The sequence below is a fragment of the uncultured Eubacterium sp. genome (assembly GCF_945980375.1).
Classification (GTDB): Bacteria; Bacillota; Clostridia; order Oscillospirales; family Acutalibacteraceae; genus Eubacterium_R.
Window position 1 is genome coordinate 24,468 of record NZ_CAMFQO010000013.1, and the last position, 20,178, is coordinate 44,645.

Consider the following 20,178-nt stretch of genomic DNA (forward strand, 5'->3'; position numbering starts at 1 on the left):
TTATTCCCGATTAACTGTTTTAATTATTGAATCCTTATCAAGCTTATAAGCCTTCATCTGACTTTCAACGCTTGCCTGCCTGATAAATTCATCATTAACGCATATGTGCTTGAATTTTATGTTAAGTCCGCTTTCTGCAATGAGAGAGCCGAAGCATTCGCCTACGCCTCCTGACCTTATACCCTCCTCAAAGAAATAAACCTCCTTAACGCCCTTAAGTGTATTTATAACACTTGGGTTTATAGGCTTAATCCTATTGAGCTTTATTGCAAAAGCGTTGTCAATTTCTTCAAGAGCGTTATAGCAATTATGAAATTCTCTGCCGAATGACACAATGCATTTTTCCTTTGTAGCATCACCGAAAATGTCATAATCCGCTCTTTCATATTTGTAGCCGTCTATATGCATATCATCGCTGCCACGCGGATAACGTATAGCAACGGCATTGTTTTCTCTGTACGCAGCCTGATACATCATATCCTTTAGCTCATCAAACGATGACGGAGCTAACACGGTAAGATTAGGAACGCTCATAAGATATGCAGTATCAAACACACCCTGATGGCTTTCACCATCCTCGCCGACGAAGCCTGCTCTGTCAATGCAAAAAACAACCTTTAAGCCCTGCATTGCAACATCGTGAATTAATTGGTCATATGACCTTTGAAGAAATGTTGAATACACGGCAAAAAACGGAATCATACCGTTTTTGGCAAGACCCGAGGCAAAGGTTACGGCGTGTTGTTCGGCAATGCCTACATCGAAAAATCTTTGGGGATACTTATTTGAAAAGCCTACAAGTCCCGTACCGGTACTCATTGCAGCGGTAATGGCACAAATTCGCTTATCCTTTTCGGCAAGTTCCGACAAATAATTACCGAACACGGATGAATACGTTGCACCCGATGAGACAGGCTCGCCGGTTTCTATGTTAAATCTGCCTATTCCGTGGAATTTTGACGGATTCTTTTCGGCAAACTCATAACCCTTACCCTTGACTGTATTTATGTGAATTAAAACACTATGATTATGCACCTTTGCAACCGATAAAACATCAATAAGAGCCTCAATATCGTGCCCGTCAATAGGACCGTAATACCTAAAGCCAAGGTCCTCGAACATCGTGGAATGGTAGAGAATTTTTCTCAAGGTTTGATTTGTTAATGTTATAAATCTTGACACCTGCGGACCAAGTCTTGGAAGTCTTGCCAAAGCACGTCTTACCCTTGATTTGAATGTAAAATATTTAGGTGATGTTCTGATGTGGTTAAGATTTTTAGCCATTGAGCCAACATTATCACTTATCGACATATTGTTATCGTTAAGGATAACTATGAGATTGTTATTCTCGTTGCCTGAATTATTCAGAGCCTCATATGCAAGTCCGCCCGTCAATGCACCGTCACCGATAACTGCAATGACCTTACCATTATCACCGTTTAACGACTTTGCCTTTGCCAAGCCGATAGCAGATGAAATTGAGGTTGATGAGTGACCGGAGGAAAAAATATCGTGTCTGCTTTCCGACGGTCTTGTAAATCCGCTTATGCCGCCCTCTGTTCGCAGAGTGGCAAAATCATCCTTTCTGCCTGTTAAAATCTTGTGTGTATAGCACTGATGACCGACATCAAAAACAATTTGGTCCGACGGAGAATTAAACACCTTGTGCAAGGCAACGGTTAATTCCACGGCGCCGAGATTAGAGGCAAGATGCCCTCCGTTTTTTGAAACGGTATCAATCATAAGCTCTCTTATCTCTGCACACAGACTATTTAACTCTTGAATATTAAGTTTTTTAATATCGTTTGGAGAATTTATATTCTCAAGATATGACATAAACTCAACTCTTTTCAAACAAAGTATAACTAATTATCCCTATTAATCAAGTAATTTGAAAGGGCTATCATAAATTCGTTATTATCAAAATTTTTAAGTATTTCAATAGCAGATGCGGTTAATGTTTCGACATCCTGCTGTGCCTTTTTGGCACCGACAAGCGATACGTATGTTGTTTTATCGTTTTCGGCATCAGAGCCTACCGGCTTACCCAAAGCCTCGGCATCACCGTAAACATCAAGCAAATCATCCTTGATTTGAAATGCCGTACCGATAAGATAAGCATATTTTGAAGCAAGGTTAATTTTTTCATCGTCGGCACCCGCTGCGATACATCCAAGCAGGCACGATGCGGAAATCAACGCGCCTGTTTTTAATCTGTGCACGGATAAAATATCCGTAAGTGAAGGATTGCCCGCTTCAAACTTTAGGTCAATCACCTGACCGCCAAGCATACCGCAAACACCTGAATTTTGAGCAAGCAAAGCAACTGCGGTTGCATTTTTTTCATCATCAAAATCTGCACTTGCACAAATCTCAAACGCATGTGTCAGCAATGCATCTCCTGCCAAAAGAGCAATAGCCTCGCCAAACATTTTATGGCACGAAGGCTTGCCACGACGCATATCGTCATTATCCATACACGGCAGATCATCGTGAATTAATGAATATGTATGAACATATTCAACCGCACAGGCGTATGCCATAGCCTTTTCAACGTCGCCGCCGCACATTTTACAAAACTCAAGCACAAGGGTAGGTCTAAATCTTTTGCCACCGTTCATAAGCGAATATTTCATGGCTTTGACAACCTGCGCCTGTCCATCATTTGCATTTGGCAAAAGCTCCGCCAAATTTTCCGAAACCCTTTTGCTGTATTCATCAAGCTGGTTTTTTACATCAACGGTAAACATTATTTCTCCTTACTAATCTCCGTAATCTTTGATTTCACATTATTAAGCTTATCCGTACAAAATGCAGTAAGCCTCGTTCCCTCTTCAAAAAGTGCAAGCGATTCATCGAGGGAAACATCATTTTTTTCAAGAGCACAAACAATTTCTTCAAGCCTTGAAATTGCCTGCTCGTATGTTAACTCATTATTTTCAGCCATTTTTCTTTACCTCTGTGACCTTTGAAACTGCGGTTATATTCTTGAATCTTGTCGTAATACAGTCACCTACATTTAACTGCGTTTCGTCCGATATGACACTATCATCCTTTATGGTAATAGTGTATCCCCTGCCCAAAACGGCAAGCGGACTTAATGCATCAAGAAGTGCAACATTTTTTGTAAGCAAATGTTCCTTGCCGGAAACAATTCTTTCACACCCAAGCTTTAACATCCTGCCGTATTCCTCGACGGCACGGCAATGATATGCTATCAGCTCATCAATATCAGCAAGCGGTGATTTGTTTTTTATAATGTCAAGTCTTGATTCCTGTGTCTGTATTATACTGTCGATATTTTTTTCAAGTGAAACAGCCAGCCCCTGCAAATAACGCATTTCGTCATATATATCGGGAACTGCAAGCTCTGCTGCAGCGCTTGGCGTAGGTGCTCTTAAATCTGCCACAAAATCACAAATTGTATAATCCGTTTCGTGACCGACTGCAGAGATAACAGGGGTTTTACAGTTAAACACGGCATCTGCCACTGTTTCTGTATTAAACGCCCACAGATCCTCTATTGAGCCACCGCCTCTGCCGACAATAATTACATCTACACCGGCAGAATCAAGAAGCCTGATTGATGATGCAATATCTCTTGGTGCTTCATCACCCTGAACAACGGTTGGGCATATAATTATTTCACAAAGAGGATAGCGACGCGAAATTACATTTTTAATATCCTCCACAGCAGCACCCATATTTGATGTTGCAACACCGATTTTTGCAGGGTGACGCGGTATGTTTTTTTTGATACTCTCATCAAAATAACCCTTTGCCTGAAGCTTTTCCTTAAGCTGCTCAAACGCAACTGCCAAATCACCTGCACCCTTTGGCTGAATATCTCTAACATACAGCTGATAAACGCCGTCTCGTTCGTATACTCCTACCTGTCCAAAGCATACAACGCTCATACCGTCAGCCGGAATAAACTTTAGCTTGTAGTTATCCGATGAAAACATAACACACTTAAGCTGTGATGTACTGTCCTTTAGTGTAAAATACATATGACCGCTTTGTCTGTAATGCTTAAAATTTGATATTTCACCCATAACATAAACATTTTGAATAGGCGGTATTTCATCAAGCAAAGACTTAATGTATCTGTTAATTTGAGAAACTGTTAAGGTTGTCATTATTCATTATCTTTCAAATATGCATATATAGCTATGCCTGCTGCATTATCAAGCGAAAACTCGCTATCGGCAAAATATGCATCAAAATTATCATTAATGGTTTTTCTGAGCAAGGTGTTTGATGCAACGCCACCGGAGAATACTACGGGAAGGTTGCCGTATTTTTCAATAACACCCCTCAGCATTGCATTTACCGACTGTGCAACATATGTTAAAGCAAATCTTGCAACGTCCTCGGCAGGCTCGTTTTTATCAATCATATTTTTTACCTTGTTTTCAACACCGCTCAATGAGCAGTTAATGCCAAGCATTGCAGGCTTAACCTTAAAGCATCGGTTACTCTTTTGCGAAAGCAAATCAAGCTCCCTGCCACACGGAAAGCTTAAACCAAGCATAACACCGGTTCGGTCAATAGCCTGTCCTGCCTTTAGGTCAGTGCTTGAAGCAACAACGCTTGCCTTGATTATTTCCTCGTCATCCGGCTCTACAATTAGAGCCTCGGTTGTACCGCCGCTCAAGTGAAACGCAATAAATCTTTGGTTTATCAAATCAAGCCTGTTCACCGAATAAAGCGCGGCAAGGATATGCCCAACCTGATGTGAGGTTTTATACAGCGGTACGGAATTTACGCTCGACAAAACCGCAGCAGCATTTTCTCCGACCAAAAAACAAGGCATATAGCTACCGTCAACATTACGCGGTCTGTTGCTGACTCCTACTGCCTTTGGAACGGAAAGCTCAAGCTGTGTGCAAAGCATAGGCATATTTACCGTATGCTGAAACACAGCGTCACTCTGCCTTAACCCACGCTCACCCGGCTTAACCGTTAAAAGCTTTTTTGCCTGTGTAACCTTTGTGCCGTCATAGGTTGCAACGGATGTTGTATAATTGCTTGTATCAAAGCCGATGTACATTATTCCTCACCCTTTGCAACAGAGCCGAGTATTCCGTTGATAAAGGAATAATCACCCTCGCCGGAATACTTCTTTGCAAGCTCTACCGCCTCATTAATTGCAACGCTGTTTGGAACATCATCAAGATATTTAATTTCATATATTGCAAGGCGAAGAATGGCAAGATTTACCTTTGGAAGTCGGTTTGCCTTCCAGCCCTTTGAATACTTGTTGATAACATCATCAAGCTCTTGCTCCCTTGAAGACACTCCTTCAAAAAGCTCTCTCGCAAAGTCACCGACTGCGGCAACATTTTCTTCGTAAATGGCAAGTGTTTCATCGTTATGAAACAGGCTTTGGAACACAAGGCAAAAGGCCTGCTCTCTTTGTTCTGTTCTGTTCATATATTCTCCTATAGTAATGGTAATAAAACAGCCGACTGCAATACAAAAATATTGAGTCGGCAACGCTGATTATTTTTCACTTGTTAAAGGTGCATTTGAGTCGCCGTTGTCCGGAAAATCTATACCGGCAATAATAACGTTAACCTTTGAAACTTCCTTACCTGTCATATTAAGGATTGCTTCGGCAACGTTATGTTGAACATTTTCCGATACGGATTTTATCTTTTTGTTTGGGAGAAGATTGATGTAAATACTGACATCCATCCTTTCGCCGTCCTGCGTAATTCTTACAGGACTCATAACCTTAAGGCTTCCCTTTTTTATGGTGTCAACAACATCCATAGGCTTATTGGAAAATGAGCTTACTCCGTCAACATCCTTTGCAGCATTAATTGCAATTGACGCGAGCGCCTCCTCATTGATGATAAGGTTGCCTTTTTCGCTTGTTTTAATGATTTCCATATACAAAACTCCTTTTAGTGTTTTTCATTATAACACATAAGGAATAAATATACAAGATATAATTTTAATTACCTTTATACTGAATTATTGATACATTTTCAAACGAGCATTGAAGCTGAGACATTGCAATATCCTTTATTTGCATTATTGTAGTATCATCAAGAGTTTCGCAATCAACTACAACGTCAACTCCGCTTCCGTCATCCTTTATTACAGCAACGCAGTTGCTTACACCCTTGGCACAAACAAGAGTTTCAATTTTGTTCTCTATGGTAATAAAGTTTGATATTCTTGCTATGTTTTCTGCCGCCAAATCCTTTGCCGTGCTTTCCTCGTCGGCACTGTCAACAACTGCTTGCAGTTTTTCAAGGGCAGTATCTCTTGCAGTGTTTCGCTCCATACGCGCCTTTGTAAAATATGTATCCTCCTCAACATTTGCAGTTGCGTCTACAAGTTCTGCCTTGCCGAGAGTTTTTTCGGTTGCGGAATCTATAAGGGGTTGAATTGTTGAAGAAACATCCGAGTTTTGATAATACCAATTCCCCATAACGCCTACACCGAGAATTATCACAAAAGCGGCAACGGCGGAAACAAATCGTTTTCTTTTTTTATTATCTGCCTTATCCGCAGGATTTACAAGCACCTCGTTATTGCTGATGTCCCCGTTATCCTGCTCTTCAAAGAATTCCTCAATTTCCTTTTCGCTTTCGTTTACTGCTTCATTTTCCATTTCGTTTTTATATTTCATACTATCACCTACTGATTTTTGATACACTTATTTTTGCCGAGGATATTCCGAAAAGAGACGAGACGGCAGATATTACTCTTTCCTTGACAAATGCGTTATCCCCTCCCTGACATACAACGGCCACACCCATAACCTTTGGAAATGTTTGCTTTATCAAAACAGGAGAATCATTATTGTTATCCTCATAAAAAACATATTCATTCTTTTTTGAAATATGACCGCTATCCGTATTTTCCTCAATATTTGAGGCATAAAAGCTCTCATCGGTTTCACAGAGAGTAATCATAACCTTACATTTGCCGACGCCGTCTATTGATGAAATTATATCCTGTGTTTTTTCCTCAAGAGAAACAATATATTCCTGATAATCCATACCGTCATCGGCCTTTTTTGTACTGCCGCTCGGCACAAGCTCCGATAGCAAAATAAGAGCAACGCCCAAAACGCAGGCAATTACAATATATCGTTCCTTATGCTTTAGGCTTTTTATTTTGTTTACTAACGGCAATAATTTACTGTCCAATATGTACCACCCTCGCCCTTATCCCAAGATTATCAAAAATCAAAGCATCCACATCCTTTACATCATATTCGTCGCTGACAGCAACAACTACATCCTCAAGCACAATTTCATTATTCTTGTTTATTGACGAAGTGCAAAGTATATCGGCACCGATAACAGAATTACTGTTTAACAATGCACTAATCTGGGATTCAACATAGTCGTCATATATACTGTTTGTATTATATTCCTTGATTTGAACAGGCTTAAAGCTGATGTCTGCCTGAGTAAACGGATAGAGAAACGAAAGAAAAATAAACACGGATATTATCATTCGGTAAAACCTGCCCATATTTCCGTTTGGTGTTAAAAACGAAAGCACAACGCATATCAAAACGGTTATGCAAACAAACACTGTCCATTGCCTTACAAAATCCATCATCGTCCTCCTGCCGCAACCAAAACGCCTATTGAAATTATTGTTGTAACCATAGAAAGTATAAGAATAACATTTATCAGCACAAGCCCGTTAGAAAATGCATTCAGCACAGAGGATACCGATTTATCGCCGAAAACATCGGACACAACAGAGCATATTCCAAGCGAAATCCTCCACATTGTAATATCTAAAATTGCGGGCAAAAAGACAAGACAAACTGCTATTATTCCCACAACGCCTACACTGCTTTTTACAAGTGAAGAATATGCCTGAATTGACAGCAGTCCCTCACTTATTGATGAGCCTATAACAGGAACAATGGAATTGATGGCAAACCTTACGGAACGCAGACCGAGAGCATCTGCCCTGCCTGCCACAGCTGTTTTTACGGACAATATTGACACAAAGACACCTGCAATAAATGATATACAGGTTGTAATAAATTTCTTTATGGAAATCAGGAGCTTATCCAAATTAAGCTCATACCTGAGTGATGATGAAACGCCGAGTGCAAGGTAGCAGTTTATCACGGGCATAAACATATTAGTAGAAATAAACGACAACCCCTGACTAAGCAAAAGCAGTGTTGTATTGGTTGACATTGCGGTAGTAACTCCGCCGGAGGCTACCACTATTGCACAAAATACAGGAATGAAGGCATAAATAAAATTTGCCGAAACCGACATAGCCATTGACGCCATTGAAACCGAATCGGTAAGCCTTGCAAGTATTACGGTTGATATTATCAACGCTGACGCAGTTGAATACAACGCCTCTGTCTTTTCATTATTTATACTTTGTAAAAATGCAGAAAGCAAAATCAACACCATTATTGTTATTCCTGTTTTGAAAGGAAGCCGAAGCTTATTGCCGATAATTCTTTTTACTACGTCAACCGCATCGCTAAACGACAGAGATGTTATACTGTCAATTGAATAATCAAGGATGCCCAAATCCTCAAGAATACCGTATGTATCCTTATCAAGCGTTTCTTCAAATGAATCAAAATCATACTGTGCAAGCTGATTATTATATTTTTCACTGTCAAAATCCTGTGAGCTGGCAGACATCGGAAGGAGTAAAAACACAGCAAGAGATATAAAAAAAATTACAAATCTTTTCATTTTACAAGCCCCATAACCATAGTAATTACCGCCTGAAACAAAGGCATAACCAATGAAATGATAAGCACCTTAGCAGATATTTCTGTAAATGATGCAAGCGCGTTTTCGCCGTTATCCCTACACAAATCAACTGTAATTTGAGTTATTATTACTATGCACAAGGACTTTAACATAAGCTTTACGTACGATACGGTTGAATCGACCGTTTCAGATATACTTAAAAGCTGTGAAATTAAATCGCTCAGCTTGTCCGAAACAGTCAAAAACGAAAGCACACAGCCTGCAACGGAAAGAATTACAGCAAATGTTTTGTTGCGTTCCTTAAGCAAAATACTGCAAAGTAAAACGCAAAACGATATACCGAGAACCTTAACCATAGCTACAAGCTAAACAAGGACTTAACGGTTGTGAATAGCTCCTTTATCTGTGGAACAAGCATAGCAAGAACTACAACAACACCCGCAAGCGTTGTAAGCATTGCCTGATCGTCCCTGCCCGACCTTACGAGCAAGGTGTTGAGCACCGCTACGATAATGCCGATGGCGGCTATCTTAAAAATAAAGCTTACTTCCATTTTGCACCTCTACACCAAAGCCAAGGAAACAATAATTCCAAAGGACAATCCGGTAACAATGTAAAGCCTTGACTTTGTTTTATATAGCTCTTCATATTTGCATTTGAGTCCTATAACATATTGCTTAAATTCCTCAATCTGAGCTATTTGATTATTTACATCATACTTTCCAAACGAATATACGAAGCGACCTATTGCATCGTTTTCTTCCGCTGACAACGGAGTGATTGCAGGAGTCTCGTATTTAATCATCTGCTCATTTATAAAATCAAGATTTGACACAGGACAGGATTTAAGCAAATCCATAACCGGTGTTTGCTTAATTTTTATTTCGGGCAAAAGATAATTTGCCATATCGTACAGGCTTGTACATACCTTTATTTTTTGTTGTAATTTATTCGCCATGGTAATTCCTGCTGTCAGCGAGGAAAAAATTATCAATATGCTTCCTATCAGCTTCATCATAAATATCCCCACAATCAATAATTTTTGCTGTATAGCTGTCATCCAGCAGGATAATTTTTTTGAAAAATCCCGATTCAAGTAGCTCTCGAAGAACAGTTCGTCTGTACAAATCATCAAAGGAACCGATATGTACCGAGAGTAAAAAGTGAACACCGCAGGAAAAACCGAATTTTATGCTTTGAGCCTCTTTAAGAGTTGACACCTCATCACAAACAATGACATCAGGCGAAAGCGTTCTTATAGCGGTTTCTATTGCCATGGCTTTTTCAAAGCCTGTGATTACATCTGTATTTACGCCGACGTCAAGGGTAAAAGCCTTTCCCACCTTGCCTGCAAGCTCGTTGCGTTCATCAACAACGGTAACCTTACAGTATCTTGAGTTAAACCCTGATGAAAGCTCTCTTGCCATATCCCGAAGCAAAGTTGTTTTGCCTGACGATGGCTTACCTGCAATGATGGAACTGCAAAGTCCGTTTGAGAACAAAGCCTTAACAATTTGAGCACCGCAGCCCACTGCCTGTCTCGGAATACGAACGGCAACCGATGACACATCCTTAACGGAAACAAGACCGCCGTCATCGTAAACGGCAGTGGAGCAAATGCCCACCCTTGAGCCGTTTTCAAGTGTTATAAAGCCGTTTTTCATTGTATTTATTTTGCTGTAAAATGAATATTCGCACATAGCATTTAGCATTTCATCAAAATCTGCATCATCTACAATTAACGGTGATTTGGGCAATATTTTTGTAATTACCGAATATTTATCTGCAAAGCATGGAATATTATTTATTACAAAAACAACGGGCATATTACGCCTTATTCTTATCTCCGTTAACGAACTACAATATATTTCATCAAGCTCGTCAAGAACATATGTAACACTTTTGGGCAAATATTTTTTTACATAATCAAACACACTCAAGCTATCACCCACAAAAGACTATGCCTGCAAAATGAAAAATATTACAAAGAGGTTAAAATTATACCGAACCGATTGAAGCTTTGCATATAATATGTTAAAATACAAAAAAATATATATTAGGTGTACTATGGATATAACTAAGTCAGGAAATGTAATAAAAACAAATAAGATTTTCAACTCACAAAGCGTTGCATTCGGCTTTATTTATGCAATTGCTTTTGTTGTATTTTTAACAATCAAGCAAATACTGAAGATTGCTTTTGCAGTTTCGTCAACCGTTGCGTTACCGGTTGCCTTTGGTGTTACAATGCTTGGTTTGTTTTTTTGTGAAAAAAAGTATGTATTTGCAGGCAGTATAAATTCAAAGCCGCTAAAGCAGGTGTTAGCATATATTTTTAGATGTGCAGTAGATTTCGGTTTCTTTAAGATTCTAGACTTTGCACTTTTTGATATGCTTGAATTTGACAAGGTAGTTGTATATCTTTTTTCGGGATTGCTGATTTTTGTTTTTAACCTATACTTTGACAGGCTAATTGTTTTTGACAACACACAAAGATTTGACAAAATAGGCAACACACCGATATACAGAGCTTTTTTTGCAAACAGATTTGTTTTGCTTGCAGTTGCACTTACGGTAATAATTAACCTTTTCATATTTTTGCAGTTCGGTGTTTATCCGTTTGGTGATGTGACCGTACTGCGTATGGATTTGTACCATCAATACGGTCCGCTTTTCATTGAGTATTACGACAGAATAACTAATCTTGACGGCTTCTTTTACTCGTGGATTTCGGGCGGCGGTTCAAGCTTTTTGGGTAATTTCTTCAACTACCTTTCAAGCCCGCTTTCTCTTATAGTGTTGCTGTTTGACAAAAATCAAATCGGCTATGCAATTACCACTCTTGTTTTGGTAAAGGGTGCGTTAAGTGCAGGAGCATTTGCATATTTCCTAAAGGAAAGCTTTGGCAGACATTCATATATAAGTGCAAGCTTTGGTGCCTTCTATGCATTAAGCGGTTATTTCCTTGCGTATTATTGGAACATTATGTGGATAGACGGTATGATTTGGCTTCCGCTTGTTGCACTCGGAATAGAACGAATCATTAATCAGGGCAAGTGCAGGATGTACATTATTTCCCTTTCCATTTTGCTTTTCAGCACCTATTACATTGGCTATATGGTTTGCATTTTCTCTGTTTTGTACTTCTTTGTTTACTATGTATCGCATAGAGGATATGACGAGGTTATAAAGGAATATAACGAAAAACCAAAGGCAATAACAAAATTTTTCAACAATAGGTTTGTTGCAAGTGCGGTAAAATTTGGGCTGAGTTCGCTGCTTGTAGGTGCATTATGTGCGGTATTCCTGCTGCCTGTTTACTTTATTCTGCAATCCTGCTCTGCAACCTCTGACAGCTTTCCTTCAAGCATTGAACAAAACTTTAATTTGTTTGATATGCTTTCTTCTCACCTTGCAGGGCTTGAAACAACAATTCGTTCCTCAGGCGAGGATGTGCTGCCAAACATCTACTGTGGTATTCTTCCGCTCATACTTTTGCCGTTGTACCTTATCAACAAAAAAATCAGCCTAAGGGAAAAAACCGCTTACACCCTGCTCTTTATATTTCTTGTAATCAGCTTTAACTGCAATGCAGTTGATTTTATATGGCACGGCTTTCATTTTCCAAACGATCTGCCGTTTAGGTATTCATTCATCTATGTCTTTGTTTTTCTGATAATGGCATTTAGATGTGTGATGAACCTTAAGGGCATTGATTACAAGGATATTATGTTTACCGGCATTGCAATAATGGTTGTAATTATGCTGTTCCAAAAGAATCCTACAAACAAGATAACATCATTCACTATATATGCTTCATTGGCATTTGTTATGGTTTGGACTCTTGTTATGCTTGTAATAAAAAAGCAAGGGTATTCAAAATTCATTATAGGTATAACCGTTGTTTGTATGACATTTTGCGAGGGAATTGTTGCCGACAGCAATTCGTATCTTTTTACACAGGCGCAAAAATTTTATGTTGAAAAAATGGATACCGTTAACGAGGCTGTGGATTATATCAAGGATAATGACAAGAGCTTTTACAGAGTTGAACAAACATATCTTGAAACCCGAATGGACCCTTGCATTTACAATTACAATGGCGTGTCCACATTTTCATCAATGGCATATGAAACATACAGTGCCAATCAATACAGTCTTGGTATGTACGGCAACAGAGTAAATTCCTACACCTACAATCCACAAACACCTGTATACAATATGATGTATGCGCTCAAATACTTCATCAAGGACTCAAGCAGTCTTGATTTATCTGACAGGTATTACAGCAAAATATACACCACGACTGATGAAAAAAAGACTCCGGTTTACGAAAACAAATACTATTTGCCTATTGCATTTGAGGTTTCAACAACCATGGAGGATTGGGATAACAGCGAGGGCAATCCGTTCGATGTTCAGGAGGATTGGCTCAACAAGGCTACGGGTGCAAGCAATGTTTTTGTTCCTGTTGAATATGTACAAACCGATTGTTACAGTGCAGAATGTGACGATGTAATTGAAAACGGCACCTATTTTGTTGACTCCATTGAAGAGGGTGCAGGCGGATGCATCGACATACACATCAAATCCGTAAAGGACAGTAATGTGTATGTATACATTGATTCATCAGAGCTTGAAAACGTTAACTACTATTGGAACGACGGAATAAATACAACCTACCAAAGCATTGAAACACCGTATATACTTGATTTAGGCTTTCACAACGCAGGTGACGAAATAAAGGCGTCCATTGACCTTAACGGTGTAAGCTCGACAAGTGCATCATTTGATATTTACGCATACAATATTGACAACGATGTTTTTGAATCTGCATACGAAATGCTGTCGCTCGGTCAGCTAAAGGTAACAAACCACAGCGACACTGTAATAGAGGGCAAGCTCAATGCAGGCTTTGACGGCTATTTATACACATCAATTCCTTATGACGAGGGATGGAATATTTATATTGACGGACAAAAGGTAAAGACCTTTTCTGTCGGTGACTGCCAATTAGCCACCAACATAAAGCACGGCGAGCATACAATCAAAATGGTTTACTCTCCAAAAGGATTAAGACTCGGCATAGCAATATCGGCGCTTGCATGGCTGCTGATTATCGTCGGTGCTGTTTTGTCAAAAATTCTTAAGCGCAGAAAATTCGACACAGAATCCGACGAAAAAATATAACTCAACATTTTTGTTGATTATATATAAAAATACTTTGAGACGATAAACAAATATCTATATGTAAAATAATTTTTAGGTGTTTATTTTTGAAGCAAAGTATTGTAAAATGTAGGTATAAATTGAGAGGAGTATTAATATGCCAAGAATCACAGCACAAGAAGTTCAAACAATACCTTACGGACCGTTAGGCATCATTGCCCTTCCGGGTACAGAGGAAATCGCAAGAAAGATTGACAGCTACCTTGTTAAGTGGAGAGCCGAGCAGGCAGCAGCCCACAAGGAAAACATTGCTTTTTACGGCTATCAAAGAGATTCGTACCTAATCAACACATCTATCGCAAGATTCGGAAGCGGTGAGGGCAAGGCTGTAATTAACGACACTATCAGAGGCTATGACCTGTACATTATTGCCGATTGCTTCAATTACAGCGTTACATATAATATGTACGGTATGGATGTTCCGAAATCTCCTGATGATCATTTTTCCGATTTGAAAAGAGTTATTTCCGCTGCGTCAAGCAAGGCAAAGAGAATAAATGTTATTATGCCTATGCTTTATGAGGGCAGACAGCACAAAAGATCATCTCGTGAATCTCTTGACTGTGCTATGGCATTACAGGAACTTACATCTCTCGGCGTTGAAAACATCATCACATTTGATGCTCACGACCAAAGAGTACAAAACTCAATTCCTCACAAGTCATTTGAAAATGTTATGCCTACCTACCAAATGATAAAGGCACTTGTTAACTCTGTTGAGGACCTTAGCGTTGACCCTAATCATCTTATGGTTATATCTCCTGATGAGGGTGCAATGCACAGATGTATTTACTTTGCAACACAGCTTGGTGTTAACCTTGGTATGTTCTACAAGAGAAGAGATTATACAAGAGTTGTAAACGGAAGAAATCCTATTGTTGCTCATCAGTATCTTGGCGAAAGCGTTGAGGGCAAGGACATCATCATTGTTGACGACATGATTTCATCAGGCGAAAGCATGCTTGAGGTTGCAAGAAAGCTTAAGGAACTAAAGGCAAAGAGAATCTTTGTTTGTACTGCGTTTGGTCTTTTCTGCAACGGATTGGAAATTTTTGACAAGGCGCACGAGGAAGGTGTTTTTGAAAAGGTGTTTACCACAAACGGTGTGTACCAATCACCTGCTCTCCTTTCTCGCGATTGGTATCAAAGTGTTGAGCTTTCAAAGTATCTTGCATATTTCCTTGATACAATTAATCACGACCTCTCTGTATCATCACTCCTCGACTCATCAAATAAAATTGACAAATTACTTAAAGACAAGGGATTGAAATAAATGAGCAAAAAAAACGGCAAAGCAAAGGTTAAGCTTGCGTTAATTATCATCGCAAGCATACTTATACTTACATTAACTCCTACACTTATTTACTGCGGAGTAAAGCAAATTAATCCTGTTGAGGTTGTATCCTCTGCATTTACATCCAACAACCCTGAGCTTTTGATTGGAAAATGGCAAAACGAATCAAGAAGCTCTGCATATGAATTTTATGACAACGGCTCATACGACAGCTATTTCAGCACATTTTCTTTTACCGGTGACTATACCGTTAAGGGCAACGAACTAACACTTTCAAACCCTGCAAGCGACAGCACGGTTGTATATAAGTTTTCTGTTGACAAGAAAAAGCTTACCCTGTCATTAGACAAGGAAAACGGACTTGATTCGGAAAATGAACAGGTTGTTGAATACACAAGAGTTGACAGGATAGAAATGAAATCCTTAACTGACCTTTTGGGCGATATTGTTGATTCTGCAAACGAAGAGTCAGAAGATGATACCGCAAATGAGGAACAATAAAACGTAACAGTATAGTAATATAAATCAATAATCGGTCATATTATTTACTTGTAAAAAGGAGTAAATAATATGACCAAAAATGTTCAGGCAAGATGTATAGAGCTTGGTGAATTTATTGTTAAAAACAAAGCTACCGTCAGACAGACTGCAAATGTTTTCGGCATAAGCAAAAGCACTGTACATATAGATGTTACCAAACGATTAAGCGAGATTGCTCCCCTGCTTGCAAAGGATGTAAACGATGTGCTTCAATGCAACAAATCCATAAGGCACATTCGTGGAGGCGAAGCAACAAGAGAAAAATATCTCCATATAAAAGGAAAGAAGTAAAGCTATGTCTATAGGATTTATAGGTTGCGGAAATATGGCGAGCGCCATCATTTGCGGAATTATTGACAGCAAGGCTGTAAACGAAAGCGAAATAAACATATATGATATTTATGCACCTGCAACCAACGCAATTAAAGGTAAATACAATGTCAATGTTTTAAGCAGTGAAAAAGAGGTTGCGCAAAGCAGTGATACAGTTATTTTGGCAGTTAAGCCAAATGTTCTTGCCTCTGTGCTGAAAAGCATTGATGATGTAATAAACGACAAATTAATTATTTCCATCGTTGCGGGCAAAAGCACGGAATTTATACAATCAGGGCTTTCACAGGAGGCAAGGATTATCCGTGTTATGCCAAACATTAACGCAAAGGTCGGTGAGGCAATTTGCGCCTACACAGCAAATGCCAACGCAAGCGAGGATGATAAAAGAATTACCGAAAGAATCTTTTCTGCAGTTGGCGAAGTTATTTATCTTGATGAAAGCTACTTCCCTCTTTTCGGCGTTCTTGGTGGTTGCACTCCGGCACTTGCTTATATGTTCATTGACGAGCTTGCAAGAGCAGGCGTAAAAAACGGAATGAAAAAGGATGTTGCATTAAAGATTTGTGCTCAAGCGGTATTAGGCAGTGCCAAAATGATTCTTGAAAGCGACGAGCATCCGTATGAATTAATTGACAAGGTTTGCTCTCCGGGAGGCACGACGATTGAGGCAATCACCTCTCTTCAAGATGACGGCTTCGAAGCAGCAATTCACAGAGCTGTTGATAAAGCAGTAGACAAAGATAAAAGGTTATAAGAAAAACCCCGAACAATTTATATCGTTCGGGGTTTAATTATTCAAGTTATATTATAAGTATTTTTTAATTTCGTCAACCTTATTTGTCTGCTCCCAAGGAACGTTTAGGTCCTCTCTGCCCATATGACCGTAAGCAGCTACCTTTTGGTAAATAGGTCTTCTCAAATCAAGGCTCTTGATGATTGCAGAAGGACGAAGGTCAAACACCTTATTAACTATTTCACTAATCTCATCATCAGAGATTTTGCCTGTTCCAAAGGTGTCAACCATAACGGATACAGGCTTTGCAACGCCGATAGCATATGCAAGCTCTACCTCACACTTATCTGCAAGACCTGCTGCAACAATATTCTTTGCAACCCATCTTGAAGCGTAAGCAGCAGAACGGTCAACCTTTGTAGGATCCTTACCGGAAAATGCACCGCCGCCGTGACGTGCGTATCCGCCGTATGTATCAACGATAATCTTTCTGCCTGTGAGACCTGAATCACCCATAGGACCGCCGATAACAAATCTGCCTGTCGGGTTTACGTAAAATACAGTTTCATCATCCATAAGATCTGCAGGAATAGTTGTCTTAATTACCTGCTCGATAATATCATTACGAAGCTGTTCAAGGCTTATATCTGCACTATGCTGTGATGAAACAACGACAGTTGTAACACGAACAGGCTTATTATCAACATACTCAACTGTGACCTGTGTTTTGCCGTCTGCACGAAGATAAGGAAGAACGCCATCCTTTCTTACGGCGGTCAATTTAAGGGCAAGCTTATGAGCAAGAGAAATAGGCATTGGCATAAGCTCAGGTGTTTCGTTACAAGCATAGCCGAACATCATACCCTGGTCGCCTGCACCGTTGAGGTTATCCTCATCCTCTTCATTGTTTTTAAGCTCAAATGATCTGTCAACGCCCATAGCAATATCAGGTGACTGCTTATCAAGTGATGTAATAACAGCACAGGTATTACCGTCAAAGCCTTTTTCGCTGTTGTCGTAGCCGATTTCGCAAACAGTCTTACGAACAATGGCATTAATATCTACCTGAGCGGTAGTTGTAATTTCTCCCATAACATGAACCTGACCGGTTGTACAGGTTGTTTCGCAGGCAACTCTTGACATTGGATCCTGCTCAATCATTGCATCAAGGATGGCATCTGAAATCTGGTCACAGATTTTATCAGGATGTCCTTCTGTAACAGATTCGCTTGTAAATAAAAATCTTGACATATTTTTACCTCTTTTCTGAAAATTATCGGGAATAAAACAAAAAGCATACAGCGGTAACCGTATGCTGATAATTCATCATTCGGTATTATCTTACCGCAGGTATTAGCACCTTACAATTGCAGGTTGCTGTGGTGTCACAGGGCCAGTCCCTCAACCACTCTTGATAAGCGATATTCCCTTTTGCATATGTATAATACTACAAAAGATATATGATGTCAATCAATTTTTTGTTAATTTTATATTGTAATTTGTTAAGAAATAGTTTATAATTGATTTGTTAATATATTATTGCTATTTTGAAGGAGGAATAAGAATGGCAAAGAAAACCGTATTTATTACCGGCGGTACCGGTAATATGGGCTGGGCTGCAGTGCAGGAAATGATTAAGCATCCTAACGAAATTCAAATCAAGATGCTTGCAAGAAAAAGCCCTAAAAACGAAGAAAAATTAAAGGGTCTTATGGCAAAGCCTAACGTTCAAATCGTATGGGGCGACTTGGGCGATTATGATTCAATTCTTGAGGGTGTAACCGGCTCTGACTATGTGTTACATATCGGCGGTATGGTTTCGCCTACTGCTGACTGGAAGCCATACAGAACACAAAAGACAAACATCGGCGCTGCTCAAAACATCTGCAAGGCTGTTTTGGCTCAACCAAACCCTGATGATGTTAAGGTTTGCTACATAGGTACCGTTGCCGAAACAGGCGGCAGAAACTATCCTATCCATTGGGGTAGATGCGGTGACCCTATCAAGATTTCTATTTATGACCACTACGCAATTTCAAAGACAGTTGCAGAGCGCACCTTCGTTGAAAGCGGTATTAAGAATTGGGTTGTAATGCGTCAAAGCGGTATTCTTTATCCAAACATCCTAAAGAATATGGATCCTATTATGTTCCATGTACCTATCAACGGTGTTCTTGAGTGGTGTACTGTTGAGGACTCGGGCAGACTTATGTGTAACCTTGTTCTTGAGGATTCACAGGGCAACCTCGGTGCTGATTTTTGGAATCATTTCTTCAACATCGGTTCCGGTGAGCAGTACAGAATTTCTAACTATGAATTTGAACAGCTTCTTCTTGGAACACTTGGTCTTGCAGGTCCTGAAAAGCTCTTTGACCCTAACTGGTTTATTACCAAGAACTTCCACGGTCAATTCTATGCTGACGGTGACAAGCTTGAAGAATTCCTTCACTTCAGAGAAAACCTTCCTGTTCAGGATTATTTTGACAGACTTGCTAATCAGGTTGAATTCTACTTCAAAATACCAAGATACCTTCCAAAGAATCTTGTTGCCGCTTGTGCAAAGCCATTTATGAAGAAGATTGCATCAACAAAGGATTTCGGTACTCTTGACTGGGTTGCAACAAAGAATCAAAAGAGACTTTCAGCTTACTACGGCACATATGAGGATTGGGCAAAGATTCCTACAAAGTGGGAAGACTTTGAAATCAGAAAGTTCAACAAAAAAACCGAGGACGCAGAAAACTACAAGCTTGATCACGGATATGACGAGACAAAGCCTGAGTCAGAGCTTGACATTGAAGATATGAAGCAGGCTGCTAAGTTCCGTGGCGGCGAGTGCTTGAGCGATACAATGGTTAAGGGCGATATGGCTACAAAGCTTAAGTGGAAATGCGGATACTGCGGTGCTGAATTTGAGGCTTCACCTGCACTTATCCTTCTTGGCGGTCACTGGTGTCCTGAATGCTACATTCCACAGAAGAAGTGGGATTACGATAACATTGCAAGAACAAATCCGTTCTTCGCTCAGGTTTGGTATCCAAGCCACACCCAAGATGAAACAAACGTTTACGAATTTGACGATTTGTTCCAGATTGACGGCGTTAAGTGGGACGACATCAAGAGATAATAGCATAATCAAACACATAAAAATAAAAAAGGCTCCCTCGGGAGCCTTTTTTATTTTAGCCTAACAGTATCCGAACCTAATTAGGTTCGAATACTGTTAGGCTAGGGTAACGGTAATAATCCGGACCCGTCAAAGATGCAGTATTAAAGCGATATTTGTCGCTTTCGCTGTTGCCTTGCGTCAGCAAGGC

General features: G+C 39.7%; 22 protein-coding genes and 1 riboswitch. Of the genes, 6 read left to right on the top strand and 16 right to left on the bottom strand.

Translation table 11 applies throughout. The annotated features are described in order from the left end of the window. From dxs to Q0P34_RS05010, 15 genes are all read right to left on the bottom strand, one after another. Positions 1-1,836: a 1-deoxy-D-xylulose-5-phosphate synthase gene (gene dxs / locus Q0P34_RS04940; protein WP_294953724.1), complete on the bottom strand. Its 1,836-nt coding sequence runs from the start codon at positions 1,834-1,836 to the stop codon at positions 1-3. 29 nt (positions 1,837-1,865) lie between these two features. Beyond that, positions 1,866-2,750: a polyprenyl synthetase family protein gene (locus Q0P34_RS04945; protein WP_294953727.1), complete on the bottom strand. Its 885-nt coding sequence runs from the start codon at positions 2,748-2,750 to the stop codon at positions 1,866-1,868. Continuing rightward, entirely contained in the window at positions 2,750-2,947 is a 198-nt protein-coding gene (xseB, locus tag Q0P34_RS04950; protein WP_294953730.1) for an exodeoxyribonuclease VII small subunit, read from the bottom strand. Before xseB ends, Q0P34_RS04945 begins: the two co-directional genes overlap by 1 nt. Beyond that, positions 2,940-4,139, bottom strand: coding sequence for an exodeoxyribonuclease VII large subunit (gene xseA, locus Q0P34_RS04955; RefSeq protein ID WP_294953733.1), 1,200 nt, complete (start codon positions 4,137-4,139; stop codon positions 2,940-2,942). Before xseA ends, xseB begins: the two co-directional genes overlap by 8 nt. Beyond that, entirely contained in the window at positions 4,139-5,053 is a 915-nt protein-coding gene (locus Q0P34_RS04960; protein WP_294953736.1) for a peptidase M22, read from the bottom strand. Before Q0P34_RS04960 ends, xseA begins: the two co-directional genes overlap by 1 nt. After that, on the bottom strand, positions 5,053-5,436 hold the full coding sequence (gene nusB, locus Q0P34_RS04965) for a transcription antitermination factor NusB (RefSeq protein ID WP_294953739.1): 384 nt from the start codon (positions 5,434-5,436) through the stop codon (positions 5,053-5,055). Before nusB ends, Q0P34_RS04960 begins: the two co-directional genes overlap by 1 nt. A 69-nt stretch (positions 5,437-5,505) precedes the next feature. Continuing rightward, positions 5,506-5,898 (bottom strand): Asp23/Gls24 family envelope stress response protein, encoded by a 393-nt coding sequence (locus tag Q0P34_RS04970; protein WP_294953742.1) that lies wholly within the window; start codon positions 5,896-5,898, stop codon positions 5,506-5,508. Positions 5,899-5,962: 64 nt separating this feature from the next. Next, positions 5,963-6,646, bottom strand: coding sequence for a SpoIIIAH-like family protein (locus Q0P34_RS04975; RefSeq protein ID WP_294953745.1), 684 nt, complete (start codon positions 6,644-6,646; stop codon positions 5,963-5,965). 4 nt (positions 6,647-6,650) lie between these two features. Continuing rightward, positions 6,651-7,169, bottom strand: a complete 519-nt coding sequence (locus Q0P34_RS04980; protein WP_294953747.1) for a hypothetical protein — start codon at positions 7,167-7,169, stop codon at positions 6,651-6,653. After that, entirely contained in the window at positions 7,159-7,587 is a 429-nt protein-coding gene (locus Q0P34_RS04985; protein WP_294953750.1) for a hypothetical protein, read from the bottom strand. The genes Q0P34_RS04980 and Q0P34_RS04985 overlap by 11 nt, the downstream gene beginning before the upstream one ends. Further along, positions 7,587-8,711, bottom strand: a complete 1,125-nt coding sequence (locus tag Q0P34_RS04990; protein ID WP_294953752.1) for a hypothetical protein — start codon at positions 8,709-8,711, stop codon at positions 7,587-7,589. The genes Q0P34_RS04985 and Q0P34_RS04990 overlap by 1 nt, the downstream gene beginning before the upstream one ends. Then, positions 8,708-9,088, bottom strand: coding sequence for a stage III sporulation AC/AD family protein (locus Q0P34_RS04995; RefSeq protein WP_294953755.1), 381 nt, complete (start codon positions 9,086-9,088; stop codon positions 8,708-8,710). The genes Q0P34_RS04990 and Q0P34_RS04995 overlap by 4 nt, the downstream gene beginning before the upstream one ends. A 2-nt stretch (positions 9,089-9,090) precedes the next feature. After that, positions 9,091-9,285, bottom strand: coding sequence for a stage III sporulation protein AC (spoIIIAC, locus tag Q0P34_RS05000; RefSeq protein WP_294953758.1), 195 nt, complete (start codon positions 9,283-9,285; stop codon positions 9,091-9,093). A 9-nt stretch (positions 9,286-9,294) separates the two neighbouring features. Continuing rightward, complete coding sequence (locus tag Q0P34_RS05005) at positions 9,295-9,690, bottom strand: hypothetical protein (protein ID WP_294953761.1); 396 nt, start codon at positions 9,688-9,690, stop codon at positions 9,295-9,297. Then, the gene (locus Q0P34_RS05010; protein WP_294953764.1) at positions 9,680-10,684 is read right to left on the bottom strand and encodes a hypothetical protein; all 1,005 of its coding nucleotides are present in this window, start codon (positions 10,682-10,684) and stop codon (positions 9,680-9,682) included. The genes Q0P34_RS05005 and Q0P34_RS05010 overlap by 11 nt, the downstream gene beginning before the upstream one ends. Positions 10,685-10,799: 115 nt before the next feature. On the opposite strand from Q0P34_RS05010, the gene Q0P34_RS05015 reads away from it, so the two are divergent. The 5 genes from Q0P34_RS05015 (at position 10,800) to proC (ending at position 16,882) form a co-directional block, all read left to right on the top strand. After that, positions 10,800-13,922, top strand: a complete 3,123-nt coding sequence (locus tag Q0P34_RS05015) for a YfhO family protein (protein WP_294953767.1) — start codon at positions 10,800-10,802, stop codon at positions 13,920-13,922. Positions 13,923-14,067: 145 nt separating this feature from the next. Beyond that, positions 14,068-15,234, top strand: coding sequence for a ribose-phosphate pyrophosphokinase (locus Q0P34_RS05020; RefSeq protein WP_366783676.1), 1,167 nt, complete (start codon positions 14,068-14,070; stop codon positions 15,232-15,234). Then, complete coding sequence (locus Q0P34_RS05025; protein ID WP_294953773.1) at positions 15,235-15,756, top strand: DUF5640 domain-containing protein; 522 nt, start codon at positions 15,235-15,237, stop codon at positions 15,754-15,756. A gap of 69 nt (positions 15,757-15,825) precedes the next feature. Beyond that, a complete protein-coding gene (locus Q0P34_RS05030) occupies positions 15,826-16,086 on the top strand; it encodes a sporulation transcriptional regulator SpoIIID (protein ID WP_176784481.1) in 261 nt (86 codons plus the stop codon). A 4-nt stretch (positions 16,087-16,090) separates the two neighbouring features. After that, positions 16,091-16,882 carry a pyrroline-5-carboxylate reductase gene (gene proC / locus Q0P34_RS05035; protein ID WP_294953777.1) on the top strand — a complete coding sequence of 264 codons (792 nt, stop codon included), beginning with the start codon at positions 16,091-16,093 and terminating at the stop codon, positions 16,880-16,882. Between the two features lie 51 nt (positions 16,883-16,933). Here the strand turns inward: proC and metK are convergent, their stop codons facing one another. Then, complete coding sequence (gene metK / locus Q0P34_RS05040; protein WP_294953782.1) at positions 16,934-18,112, bottom strand: methionine adenosyltransferase; 1,179 nt, start codon at positions 18,110-18,112, stop codon at positions 16,934-16,936. 69 nt (positions 18,113-18,181) lie between these two features. Beyond that, a riboswitch (SAM riboswitch) is annotated at positions 18,182-18,282 on the bottom strand. Between the two features lie 143 nt (positions 18,283-18,425). Here metK and Q0P34_RS05045 point away from each other — a divergent pair. Further along, entirely contained in the window at positions 18,426-19,988 is a 1,563-nt protein-coding gene (locus Q0P34_RS05045; protein WP_294953785.1) for an NAD(P)-dependent oxidoreductase, read from the top strand. Positions 19,989-20,178: the final 190 nt, after the last annotated feature.

Bases quoted from the DNA above. Each gene is read 5' to 3' on its own strand.
- dxs (WP_294953724.1), bottom strand. From the start codon at position 1,836: ATGTCATATCTTGAGAATATAAATTCTCCAAACGATATTAAAAAACTT.
- Q0P34_RS04945 (WP_294953727.1), bottom strand. From the start codon at position 2,750: ATGTTTACCGTTGATGTAAAAAACCAGCTTGATGAATACAGCAAAAGG.
- xseB (WP_294953730.1), bottom strand. From the start codon at position 2,947: ATGGCTGAAAATAATGAGTTAACATACGAGCAGGCAATTTCAAGGCTT.
- xseA (WP_294953733.1), bottom strand. From the start codon at position 4,139: ATGACAACCTTAACAGTTTCTCAAATTAACAGATACATTAAGTCTTTG.
- Q0P34_RS04960 (WP_294953736.1), bottom strand. From the start codon at position 5,053: ATGTACATCGGCTTTGATACAAGCAATTATACAACATCCGTTGCAACC.
- nusB (WP_294953739.1), bottom strand. From the start codon at position 5,436: ATGAACAGAACAGAACAAAGAGAGCAGGCCTTTTGCCTTGTGTTCCAA.
- Q0P34_RS04970 (WP_294953742.1), bottom strand. From the start codon at position 5,898: ATGGAAATCATTAAAACAAGCGAAAAAGGCAACCTTATCATCAATGAG.
- Q0P34_RS04975 (WP_294953745.1), bottom strand. From the start codon at position 6,646: ATGAAATATAAAAACGAAATGGAAAATGAAGCAGTAAACGAAAGCGAA.
- Q0P34_RS04985 (WP_294953750.1), bottom strand. From the start codon at position 7,587: ATGGATTTTGTAAGGCAATGGACAGTGTTTGTTTGCATAACCGTTTTG.
- Q0P34_RS04990 (WP_294953752.1), bottom strand. From the start codon at position 8,711: ATGAAAAGATTTGTAATTTTTTTTATATCTCTTGCTGTGTTTTTACTC.
- Q0P34_RS04995 (WP_294953755.1), bottom strand. From the start codon at position 9,088: ATGGTTAAGGTTCTCGGTATATCGTTTTGCGTTTTACTTTGCAGTATT.
- spoIIIAC (WP_294953758.1), bottom strand. From the start codon at position 9,285: ATGGAAGTAAGCTTTATTTTTAAGATAGCCGCCATCGGCATTATCGTA.
- Q0P34_RS05005 (WP_294953761.1), bottom strand. From the start codon at position 9,690: ATGGCGAATAAATTACAACAAAAAATAAAGGTATGTACAAGCCTGTAC.
- Q0P34_RS05015 (WP_294953767.1), top strand. From the start codon at position 10,800: ATGGATATAACTAAGTCAGGAAATGTAATAAAAACAAATAAGATTTTC.
- Q0P34_RS05025 (WP_294953773.1), top strand. From the start codon at position 15,235: ATGAGCAAAAAAAACGGCAAAGCAAAGGTTAAGCTTGCGTTAATTATC.
- Q0P34_RS05030 (WP_176784481.1), top strand. From the start codon at position 15,826: ATGACCAAAAATGTTCAGGCAAGATGTATAGAGCTTGGTGAATTTATT.
- proC (WP_294953777.1), top strand. From the start codon at position 16,091: ATGTCTATAGGATTTATAGGTTGCGGAAATATGGCGAGCGCCATCATT.
- metK (WP_294953782.1), bottom strand. From the start codon at position 18,112: ATGTCAAGATTTTTATTTACAAGCGAATCTGTTACAGAAGGACATCCT.
- Q0P34_RS05045 (WP_294953785.1), top strand. From the start codon at position 18,426: ATGGCAAAGAAAACCGTATTTATTACCGGCGGTACCGGTAATATGGGC.